Here is a 9,801-nt window from a genome sequence, read left to right as displayed (position 1 = left end):
CCGATCGTGCAGCCTTCGGCCGCATACCCCTCATCCGGCCTGTCGGCCACCTTCTCCCGCAAGGGGAGAAGGCGCAGGAGCCGCCGATTCGGCGCGAGCATCGTTGAGCCTCTACCGCAACTTCCTCTCCGTCGGCGGGCTGACCCTCGTTTCGCGCATTTTCGGTTTTGCCCGCGATGCGCTGATGGCGGCGGTGCTCGGCATCTCGCCGGTGTCGGACGCCTTCAATGCGGCGTTCCGTTTCCCCAACCTGTTCCGCCGGCTGTTCGCCGAGGGGGCGTTCAACACCGCCTTCGTGCCGATGTTCTCGACCGCCCTCGAGACCGAGGGCAATGAGGGGGCGAAGGAACTGGCCGGCCGGATCATGAGCTGGCTGGTGGCGGCGATCCTCATCGTCACCATCCTGGTCGAGATCTTTACGCCGCAGATCATGGTGCTGTTCGTCCCCGGCTTTGTCGGCGACCCGGAGAAGTTCGATCTCACGGTGTTCCTCACCCGGATCATGTTCCCCTATCTCGCCTGCATGTCGCTGATGGCGGCCTATGCGGCGATCCTCAACAGCCTCGGGCGGTTCTTTGCCGCCGCGTTCGCGCCGATCGTGCTCAACATCGTCAATATCGGGGCGCTGATCCCGCTGGCGATCCTGACGCTCGAGGCGCCGGACACGGCGTTCTGGGTGGCGATCGCCACCATGCTTGGCGGCATCGCCCAGCTGGCGCTGGTCTACGGGGCGATCCGCCGCGCCGGGTTCGTCCCAAGATTGCGTTGGCCGCGCTTCGATACCGAGGTCCGGCGCTTCTGGATCCTCGCCGTGCCGGCGATCATCGCGGGCGGCATCACCCAGATCAACATCTTCGTCGGCACCATCATCGCTTCGGGCGCCGACGAGGTGATGTCGATCATCTACAATGCCGACCGGCTGTACCAGCTGCCGCTCGGCATTATCGGCATCGCCATCGGCACGGTGCTGCTGCCTGAGCTCAGCCGCCACCTGAGCGCCGGGCGCGACCTCGAGGCGCGGCAGAGCCAGAGCCAGTCGCTGTTCCTCTCCATGCTGCTGTCGATGCCGGCGGCGGGGGCGCTGATCGCGCTGGCGCTGCCGGTGGTGCGGGTGCTGTTCGAGCGTGGCGCCTTCGGGCCGACCGACAGCGTCAACGTCTCGCATGCGCTCATCGCCTTCGCGGTGGGCCTCCCCGCCTTCGTCTTGATCCGCGTGCTGCAGCCGGGGTTCTTCTCGCGCAAGGACACCAAGACGCCGACCTGGTTCGCCTTCGTCTCGCTGATCATCAATATTGTCTTGTCGCTGGCGCTGTTCCCGACGCTGAAGCATGTCGGCATCGCGCTCGCCACTTCGATCGCCGCCTGGGCGAACGTCGTTTTGCTGGCCATCTTCCTTGCCCGCCGCGGCCATTTCACCATCAGCGGGGCGGAGTGGCGGCAGGAGGGGATGATTCTGCTGCTGACGCTGGTGATGTCCGGCGCGCTCTACGGCCTCGTGCTGCTGCTCGGGCCGGTGTTCGACCCAGGGTACTTCTTCCCGGCGCAGGGGCTGGCGCTGCTGGCGCTCTGCGTGTTCGGCGCGGGGCTCTATTTCGCGCTGGCGCACCTCACCGGGGTGCAACGGCTGGGTGGGCTGCTGCGGCGGTTGCGGCGGCGGCGCAGTTAGTCCGGTGGCTGTGGCCCCCCACCCTGGAGACGCGGACTGAGATGTTGGTGTGAGCGTCACCCCCCTTGCAGGGAGGGGACAGGGGTGGGGTCAGCCCGCACCGGACAACGAGTGACTTACTCGTACACCACCACCATCAGCGCCCGCGCCGGCAGCTTGCCGTCATTGGCGATCTCGTGCTCGACATCGGCGCGGTAGCGGGCGGTCTCGCCGGCGCCCAGCAGCTGTTCGCCCAAAGCCGTCTTCACCCGCAGCCCGTCAGTCTGCGCCGTCAGGTGCTCGAAGGTGCCGGCGGCGTGCGGGGCACTGTGGAGCCGGCTGCCCGGGGCGATCTCGACCTCGTACCACTCGACCCTGCCAGCCATCGCGGTCGGGCTCAGGATGCGCAGCCGCCAATGCCCTTCGGGGCTGTTGATCTCCGGCGTCAGCGGCACCGTCACTACGTCGACCGGGGCGGCGCGCCGATGCGCCACGCCGCCGGCGATCAGGTCGGCAAGGTCGATCTTCAGCGCCTGGGTCAACCCCCAGAGCACCGCGAAGGTCGGGTTCGATTCGCCGCGTTCGATCTGGCTCAGCATCGAGCGTGACACGCCCGAGAGCGCTGCCAGCCGCTCCAGCGTCAGGTGCCGGGCCTTGCGTTCGCGCTGGATGATCGGGCCGATATCGGGGGCTTCAGTGCTTGCCATGCTGCCTTTGTCCATGGAGCGTGATCAGGAAAGTTGCAGACTTTTCCGGTTCGAGAGCGCGCCCACTTTGCTCGAGCACAATAGCCGTGCCAAGCGGAAATTCCGCGATCACTTGACTATCTGTCCGTTATAGCGGAATTTCCTCCATATCGGAGGAATGACATGCAGACCGGATATCTCGATCACCTCAGGACCGTGCTTGCCGACATCGAGGCGCAGGGCCTGATGAAGCGCGAGCGGCTGATCACCTCGCCGCAGGGCAGCCAGGTGACCGTTGCAGGGGCCAGCGGGCCGAGGCAGATGGTCAACCTCTGCGCCAACAATTATCTCGGCCTCGCCGACCACCCTGATATCGCCGACGCTGCCGCCGCGGCGCTCGAGCAGTATGGCTTCGGCATGGCCTCGGTCCGCTTCATCTGCGGCACGCTCGACCTGCACCGCGAGCTGGAGACCGCCATAGCGCGTTATCTTGGTAAGGACGATGCGATCCTGTTTGCCGCCTGCTTCGACGCCAATGGCGCGCTGTTCGAGACGCTGCTGACCGAAGACGACGCGATCATCTCCGACAGCCTCAACCACGCCTCGATCATCGACGGGGTGCGGCTTAGCAAAGCCAGGCGCTACCGCTTCCAGACCTCGGACATGGACGATCTCGAGACCCAGCTGAAGCAGGCGGTCGCCGACAATGCCCGCTTCCGGCTGATCGTCACCGACGGCGTGTTCTCGATGGATGGCTATATCGCCAAACTGCCGGAGATCCGCGCGCTGGCGGACAAGTATGGCGCCATAATTGCCGTCGACGACTGCCATGCCACCGGCCATCTGGGCCCCCAGGGGCGTGGCACCGGCGCGCTGACCGGCGCCGAACCCGACATCATCACCGGCACCTTCGGGAAGACTTTGGGTGGCGCGATGGGCGGCTTCATCACCGGCCCGCAGGCGGTGATCGACCTGCTGCGCCAACGGGCGCGACCCTACCTCTTCTCCAACGCCCTCGCCCCGGCGGTCACGGCCGGCTCGCTCAAGGCGATCGAGATTGCCCGAGGGGCGGACGACCTGCGGCAGAAGCTCAAGGACAATACCCGGACCTTCCGCCAGCGCATGGGTGAGCTTGGTTTCGATCTCCTCCCCGGCGAGACACCGATCATCCCGGTGATGCTGGGCGAAGCGACGCTGGCGCAGAACCTTGCTGCTGCCCTCGACCGGCGCGGTGTCTATGTCGCCGGGTTCTTCTTTCCGGTGGTGCCCAAGGGCAAGGCCCGGATCCGCACGCAGATGTCGGCCGCCCTGTCGGCCGCCGATATCGACTTCGCCATCGGCGCCTTTGCCGAGGCCGGCAAGGAAGTAGGAGTGATCTGATGCGCGCCCTGGTCAAAGCCAAGTCCGAGCCGGGCATCTGGATGGAAGAACGACCGATCCCCGACATCGGCCCCGAGGATGTGCTGGTCAAGGTGCACAAGACCGGCATCTGCGGCACCGATATCCACATCTACAACTGGGACGACTGGGCCAAGAAAACCGTGCCGGTGCCGCTGGTGACCGGCCACGAGTATTCCGGCGAAATCGCTGCCATCGGCGCCGAGGTTCGTAACCTCAAGGTGGGCCAGCGCGTCTCGGGCGAAGGCCATGTCGTCGGGATGAAGAGCCGGGCCTCGCGGGCCGGCAAGTTCCACCTCGACCCCGATACCAAGGGGATCGGGGTGAACCTCCCCGGCGCCTTCGCCGAGTTCGTCAGGATCCCGGCCTTCAACATCATCCCGCTGCCCGACGCGATCGATGACGAACTGGGCGCCATCCTCGATCCGCTCGGCAATGCCGTGCACACGGCGCTCGCCTTCGACATTGTCGGCGAGGATGTGCTGGTGACCGGCGCCGGGCCGATCGGCATCATGGGCGCGGCGGTCGCCCGGCATGTCGGGGCGCGCCATGTGGTGATCACCGACGTGAACCCCGAGCGGCTCAGGCTCGCCACCGAGGTCGCCGACGTGGTGCCGGTCAATGTCGCGACCGAGGACCTTCGCGCCGTGATGGACCGGCTCGGCATGAAGGAAGGCTTCGATGTCGGGCTCGAGATGAGTGGCGCGCCGGCGGCGCTCGACCAGATGATCGACCACATGGTGATGGGCGGCCGCATTGCCCTGCTCGGCGTGCCGGCCCGGCCATTCATCTTCGACCTCGGCAAGATCGTGTTCCGCATGATCACGCTGCGCGGCATCTATGGGCGCGAGATGTTCGAAACCTGGCACAAGATGCTGGCCATGCTCGAGTCGGGGCTCGACATCAGGAAGGTCATTACCCGCCGCATGTCGGCCGACGACTATGCCGAGGCGTTCAAGCTGGCGGCCGGTGGCGAGAAGGGCAAGATCGTCCTGGACTGGAGCTGAGGCACCCGGGCTCTCCGCCCCCTCCCCGCAAAGGTGGGGATGCCGGTCGGTGGGTTGTTTCCACATCGAGCCACACGCACGAAACGGCACCTCCCCCCTTGCGGGGGAGGTTGGGAGGGGGGTAGAGGCAAACCCCTGACCTCTAGGGACTCCCCTCATGGCTTTCACCCCGCGCGTCTTTTCCGGTATCAAGCCGTCCGGCGACCTGCATCTCGGCAACTACCTGGGCGCCATCCGGCGCTTTGTGCCGCTGCAGGAAACGCACGAGACGATCTACTGCGTCGTCGACATGCACGCGATCACGGTGTGGCAGGACCCCGAGGATCTGAGGCGCTGGACCTACGAGATCGCCGCGGCCTACATCGCCGCCGGGCTCGACCCCGATAAATCGATCATCTTCAACCAGAGCCAGGTGGTCGAACACGCCGAACTCGCCTGGATCTTCAACTGCGTGGCGCGCGTCGGCTGGATGACGCGCATGACCCAGTTCAAGGACAAGGCCGGCGCCGAAGGCGGCGAGAACTCCGAGGCGGTGTCGCTCGGGCTGTTCGCCTACCCGTCGCTGATGGCGGCCGACATCCTGCTCTACAAGGCGACGGGCGTGCCTGTCGGAGACGACCAGCGCCAGCACCTCGAGCTGACGCGCGATATCGCGAAGAAGTTCAACCACGATTTCAAGAAGCAGATCAAAGGCTTGGGCTTCAAGGACGACTTCTTCCCGTTGACCGAGACGCTGTCGACCGGCCCGGCGATGCGGGTGATGTCGCTGAAGGACGGCAAGAAGAAGATGTCGAAATCCGACGCTTCCGACATGTCGACCATCTACATGATGGATGACGCCGACACGATCAGTAAGAAGATCAAGCGCGCTACCACCGACGCCGACGCGCTGCCGAGCGAGGCCGCGGGTCTTGCCGGGCGGGCCGAAGCGGAGAACCTCGTCGCCATCTACGCGGCGCTCTCCGACCAGTCGGTCGATGCGGTGCTGGGCGAATTCGGCGGCCAGGGCTGGGGCAAGTTCAAGCCGGCCCTAGCCGACCTCGCGGTTGCTGTGCTGGCGCCGATCGCCACCGAGATGAAGCGGCTGGTCGCCGACAAGGGTGAGATGGACCAGATCCTCCGCCGCAACGCCGACCGGGCCCGCGCTATCGCCGTGCCGATCATGGACGACGTGCGCAAGATCGTCGGCTTCGTCCGCTGATTTGTTGCGCCGCTTGCGGCCCCGCCGCGCATTTGGAACAATGCCGCATCTTTGAGCATGGACTTGGTCGCGCTTTCGAACCGGAAAAGTCTGCAACTTTTCCTGAAAGCGCTCTGGCTGAAGGTGCGGCGCTTTGGCTGACAGCATGAGCGAATATAAACGCAAGTTTCTCGTCGTCATCGACGAGAGCAAGGAAGCCGATCGCGCCATCACCTTCGCCGCCAACCGGGTGAAGCGCACCGGCGGCACGGTGGTGCTGCTGTCGGTGATCGACAGCCAGGATTTCACCCAGTTTCTCGGCGTCGAGGAAGTGATGCGCGCCGAGGCCCGCGAGGAGGCCGAGCGGCTGCTCGACACAAAGCGCGCCCGCATCGGCCAGATCGGCGAGGGCATCCGCACCGAGACGGTGATCCGCGAGGGTGACGTCGTCGGCGAGATCGAACGGCTGGTAGCCGAGGACCCCGGCATCGCCATCCTGGTGATCGCCGCAGCCGGCGGCAAGGAAGGCCCGGGCCCGCTGGTCAGCGCCTTCGCCACTCGCGCCGGCCAGGCGGCGCTGCCGGTGATCGTCACCATCATCCCGGGCACCATGACCGACGAGCAGATCGTCGCGGTGACCTGAGACCGTCCCGGCCGGACCCTTGCATTTCGGGCCTCAAAACACTAGTTTGGAATTGTTCTAACACGAGTCCGAACCTCAGATGTTCATCCAGACCGAAGCGACGCCGAACCCGGCGACCCTGAAATTCCTGCCCGGCCGCGATGTGCTGGTGGGTGAGCCGCGCGATTTCCGGCAGGCCGAATCGGCCGCCATCTCGCCGCTGGCCGCCGCCCTGTTCGACGTTCCCGGCGTCGAGGGCGTGTTTCTCGGTTCGGATTTCATTTCGGTTACCAAGGACACGGCAGAGTGGAGCCACATCAAGCCGGCGATCCTCGGCGTGATCATGGAGCACTTCCTCTCCGGCAAGCCGGTGCTCGCTGACGGCACGGCGGAAGTCGTCGCCGGCGAAGAGTTCTTCGAGGAAGGCGACGCCGAGACCGTCGAGGTGATCAAGGAACTGCTCGCCACCCGCGTGCGTCCGGCCGTCGCCATGGATGGCGGCGACATCACCTTCAAGGGCTTCAAGGAGGGCACCGTGTTCCTCCACATGCAGGGCGCCTGCTCGGGCTGCCCGTCCTCGACCGCGACGCTGAAGAGCGGCATCGAGAACCTGCTCCGGCATTTCGTGCCGGGCGTCGAGGCCGTGCAGCAGGTCTGAACGCTGCGAATTGAGTTTTGAATCGCCCGGCCCTGTGCCGGGCGATTTGTTTTTTCGACTGACCGATAGAGACGGCCCCCTCCCATCCTCCCCCATGAAGGGGGAGGTGCCCCGCCGGTGCGTTTGGCACGATCGAAGAAAGAGCCTCGACTCTTCACCTCCCCCTTTTATGGGGGAGGCCGGGAGGGGGCCGTCTGCTTCAGTCATCCCCCGTGACAACCCACCGTCGAACCCCTATCTCTCCCACATGTCCAGCGTCCTTCTCGCCATCGATACCGCCGCGCCGCGCTTGCAACTGGCGCTGCTGATGGACGATCATGCCGACACGCTGATCGAGGAGATGGCGCAGGGCCAGGCCGAACGGATCTTTCCGGCAATCGATCAACTGCAAGGGCGCAACGGCGTCGCCTACAAGGACCTGACCCGCATCGCCGTCACCACCGGCCCCGGCTCGTTCACCGGGCTGCGGATCGGGCTCAGCGCGGCGCGCGGGCTCGGACTGGCGCTCGGTATCCCGGTGATCGGCGTACCGTCGCTGCTGGCGCTGTCGCTCACGACGCAATGCGACGCCACCGCCGTGCTGCTCGATGCGCGGCGCGAGGAAGCCTATTTCCAGCTGTTCAGCGGCCCGGCCATCCCGATCGGCGAGCCGCAGGTGCTGCCGATGGAGGAGGCGCGCCGCCGCGTGCCCACCGGCGCCGGACTGATCACCTCGCCGCTGGTCGATATCACGGCGCTGGCGCGGTTTGCGGCCGGTGCCGACCCCACGGGCTACCCGCCCGAGGCGGCCTATATCCGCGACGCCGATGCCAAGCCGCAGGAAAAGTTCCGTGTCGCGAGGGTCGGGCCGAGGGTTGGACAATGAACTTCTGGCTTTCCCCCAATGCGCTGCATGTCGAGCCGGCCCGCGGCGCCGATACCGAGACCATCGCGCGGCTGCACGCCGAGGGGTTCTATCGCGGCTGGACGCGCGAAGAGTTCGCCGCCTATGTCGCCGGCAAGGATACGCCGGTCTATGTCGCCTGCGACAGCCGCCGGCGCATTGCCGGCTTCGCCATGCTGCGGCACCTGGGCGAAGAGGTCGAGCTGATCAGCATCGCCGTCGATCGCAAATGGCGGAACAAGGGCGTCGGCGCGCTGCTGATGCGAGCGCTGTTCGAGGCGGCGCGGATGAGCCCCGCCAAGCGGATGCTGCTGGAGGTGGCCGCCGACAATAGCGCGGCGCTGAAGCTCTACGGCAAGTTCGGCTTTACCACCGTCGGCGAGCGCAAGGGCTATTACCCGCGTCCCGACGGCACGCCGGCCACCGCTATTGTCATGGCGAGCGATCTTGGCTAACCCCTTTTCATTGGTAACGGGGGACGCCCGATGAGCAAACCCGGCATTCAAACTCTCGAAGAGCAGTGCGCCCAGAAGGGGATGCGGATGACCGACCAGCGTCGGGTCATCGCGCAGGTGATCGAGCAGGCCGTCGACCACCCCGATGTGGAGGAGCTCTATCGCCGCGCCTCGGCCATCGACGCGCGCATCTCGCTCTCCACCGTCTACCGCACGCTCAACCTGTTCGAGGAAGCCGGGCTCGTCACCAAGCACGACTTCAAGGACGGGCGAGCCCGCTTCGAGCTGATCCCGGACGAGCATCACGACCACCTGATCGATATCCGCTCAGGCAAGGTGATCGAGTTCCGCAATGAAGAGATCGAGGCCATCCAGGAAGTGATCGCCAAGCGGCTGGGCTACCGGCTGGTCGACCATCGGCTGGAGCTCTATGCTGTGCCGCTCAAGTCGGACGAACCGCACAAATGATCCTTCGCGTCCTGTTCTTCATCTTCTGCTACGTGCCGTTCCTCATCGTGTTCGTGCCGCTGCAGTTCCTCGTTTCGCGCAGCCCGTGGTTCAACAACCAGATCCCGCGCTGGTTTCACTGGTTCGGCTGCACCTTCCTCGGCATGAAGGTGAACGTCATCGGCTCGCCCTCCACCGACCGGGCGACGCTGATCGTTTCCAACCACATCTCGTGGACCGACATCATCGCCATCGGCTCCAAGGCCGACGTCACCTTTGTCGCCAAATCGGAGATCCAGAAATGGTTCTTCGTCGGCTTCATGGCCTCGCTGCAGCGCACGCTCTATGTCGATCGCAAGAAGCGCAGCGACGCCAAGCGGGTCAGCGAGGAGATGGGCAAGCGCATGGCCTCGGGCGGCGCGGTGCTGCTGTTCGCCGAGGGTCAGTCCGACCTCGGCACGCACGTGTTGCCATTCCGCTCGGCACTGATCGGCGCCGCCCAGCACGCCATGGAGGAAGCCGGCGCCGCCGAGGTAATGATCCAGCCGCTGACCATCGCCTATACCAAGCTGCAGGGCCTGCCGGTCGGCCGCACCGACCGCTCGTTCATCGCCTGGATCAAATCCAAGTCGGTGAAGCAGAACATCAAGGAAATCCTCACCGGCGGCACCCGCGAGGTCACCCTCGCCTTCGGCACGCCGCGTCCGCTGAGCTCCGGCGCCAACCGCAAGGAACTGGCCAAGCAGACCGAGAACGAGGTCCGCCGCATGCTGGTGGCGCTCAACCGCGGCACGCCGCTGCCGGTTGCGGCGGAATAGGC

General features: G+C 65.8%; 11 protein-coding genes. 10 read left to right on the top strand and 1 reads right to left on the bottom strand.

The window, feature by feature from the left end:
* Positions 1-103: 103 nt before the first annotated feature.
* A complete protein-coding gene (gene murJ / locus AC1ROK_RS02520) occupies positions 104-1,666 on the top strand; it encodes a murein biosynthesis integral membrane protein MurJ (RefSeq protein ID WP_492843504.1) in 1,563 nt (520 codons plus the stop codon).
* Positions 1,667-1,782: 116 nt separating this feature from the next.
* On the opposite strand, the gene AC1ROK_RS02515 is transcribed toward murJ, so the two are convergent.
* Positions 1,783-2,352: a helix-turn-helix domain-containing protein gene (locus AC1ROK_RS02515; protein ID WP_492843502.1), complete on the bottom strand. Its 570-nt coding sequence runs from the start codon at positions 2,350-2,352 to the stop codon at positions 1,783-1,785.
* 162 nt (positions 2,353-2,514) lie between these two features.
* On the opposite strand from AC1ROK_RS02515, the gene AC1ROK_RS02510 reads away from it, so the two are divergent.
* The 9 genes from AC1ROK_RS02510 (at position 2,515) to AC1ROK_RS02470 (ending at position 9,799) form a co-directional block, all read left to right on the top strand.
* Positions 2,515-3,711 carry a glycine C-acetyltransferase gene (locus tag AC1ROK_RS02510; protein ID WP_492843500.1) on the top strand — a complete coding sequence of 399 codons (1,197 nt, stop codon included), beginning with the start codon at positions 2,515-2,517 and terminating at the stop codon, positions 3,709-3,711.
* The gene (gene tdh / locus AC1ROK_RS02505; RefSeq protein WP_492843499.1) at positions 3,711-4,736 is read left to right on the top strand and encodes an L-threonine 3-dehydrogenase; all 1,026 of its coding nucleotides are present in this window, start codon (positions 3,711-3,713) and stop codon (positions 4,734-4,736) included. Before AC1ROK_RS02510 ends, tdh begins: the two co-directional genes overlap by 1 nt.
* A gap of 157 nt (positions 4,737-4,893) precedes the next feature.
* A complete protein-coding gene (trpS, locus tag AC1ROK_RS02500) occupies positions 4,894-5,937 on the top strand; it encodes a tryptophan--tRNA ligase (RefSeq protein WP_492843497.1) in 1,044 nt (347 codons plus the stop codon).
* Between the two features lie 145 nt (positions 5,938-6,082).
* Positions 6,083-6,559: a universal stress protein gene (locus tag AC1ROK_RS02495; protein ID WP_492843495.1), complete on the top strand. Its 477-nt coding sequence runs from the start codon at positions 6,083-6,085 to the stop codon at positions 6,557-6,559.
* Between the two features lie 79 nt (positions 6,560-6,638).
* Positions 6,639-7,196, top strand: a complete 558-nt coding sequence (locus AC1ROK_RS02490; protein WP_326867316.1) for a NifU family protein — start codon at positions 6,639-6,641, stop codon at positions 7,194-7,196.
* Between the two features lie 247 nt (positions 7,197-7,443).
* Positions 7,444-8,061 carry a tRNA (adenosine(37)-N6)-threonylcarbamoyltransferase complex dimerization subunit type 1 TsaB gene (tsaB, locus tag AC1ROK_RS02485; RefSeq protein WP_492843493.1) on the top strand — a complete coding sequence of 206 codons (618 nt, stop codon included), beginning with the start codon at positions 7,444-7,446 and terminating at the stop codon, positions 8,059-8,061.
* Positions 8,058-8,534, top strand: coding sequence for a ribosomal protein S18-alanine N-acetyltransferase (rimI, locus tag AC1ROK_RS02480; protein WP_492843491.1), 477 nt, complete (start codon positions 8,058-8,060; stop codon positions 8,532-8,534). The genes tsaB and rimI overlap by 4 nt, the downstream gene beginning before the upstream one ends.
* A 30-nt stretch (positions 8,535-8,564) precedes the next feature.
* A complete protein-coding gene (locus tag AC1ROK_RS02475; RefSeq protein ID WP_326867319.1) occupies positions 8,565-9,002 on the top strand; it encodes a Fur family transcriptional regulator in 438 nt (145 codons plus the stop codon).
* Positions 8,999-9,799, top strand: coding sequence for a lysophospholipid acyltransferase family protein (locus AC1ROK_RS02470; RefSeq protein ID WP_492843488.1), 801 nt, complete (start codon positions 8,999-9,001; stop codon positions 9,797-9,799). The genes AC1ROK_RS02475 and AC1ROK_RS02470 overlap by 4 nt, the downstream gene beginning before the upstream one ends.
* Positions 9,800-9,801 lie beyond the last annotated feature (2 nt).

The organism is Devosia sp. GW821-FHT12F11 (assembly GCF_058806655.1).
Note: the sequence above shows the minus strand (reverse complement) of the source record. Positions and strands in the feature narration are given on the sequence as shown.

Excerpts from the sequence above, each read along its gene's own strand:
- tsaB (WP_492843493.1), top strand. The coding sequence starts at position 7,444 with ATGTCCAGCGTCCTTCTCGCCATCGATACCGCCGCGCCGCGCTTGCAA.
- AC1ROK_RS02515 (WP_492843502.1), bottom strand. The coding sequence starts at position 2,352 with ATGGCAAGCACTGAAGCCCCCGATATCGGCCCGATCATCCAGCGCGAA.
- AC1ROK_RS02495 (WP_492843495.1), top strand. The coding sequence starts at position 6,083 with ATGAGCGAATATAAACGCAAGTTTCTCGTCGTCATCGACGAGAGCAAG.
- AC1ROK_RS02470 (WP_492843488.1), top strand. The coding sequence starts at position 8,999 with ATGATCCTTCGCGTCCTGTTCTTCATCTTCTGCTACGTGCCGTTCCTC.
- tdh (WP_492843499.1), top strand. The coding sequence starts at position 3,711 with ATGCGCGCCCTGGTCAAAGCCAAGTCCGAGCCGGGCATCTGGATGGAA.
- AC1ROK_RS02490 (WP_326867316.1), top strand. The coding sequence starts at position 6,639 with ATGTTCATCCAGACCGAAGCGACGCCGAACCCGGCGACCCTGAAATTC.
- AC1ROK_RS02475 (WP_326867319.1), top strand. The coding sequence starts at position 8,565 with ATGAGCAAACCCGGCATTCAAACTCTCGAAGAGCAGTGCGCCCAGAAG.
- AC1ROK_RS02510 (WP_492843500.1), top strand. The coding sequence starts at position 2,515 with ATGCAGACCGGATATCTCGATCACCTCAGGACCGTGCTTGCCGACATC.
- rimI (WP_492843491.1), top strand. The coding sequence starts at position 8,058 with ATGAACTTCTGGCTTTCCCCCAATGCGCTGCATGTCGAGCCGGCCCGC.
- trpS (WP_492843497.1), top strand. The coding sequence starts at position 4,894 with ATGGCTTTCACCCCGCGCGTCTTTTCCGGTATCAAGCCGTCCGGCGAC.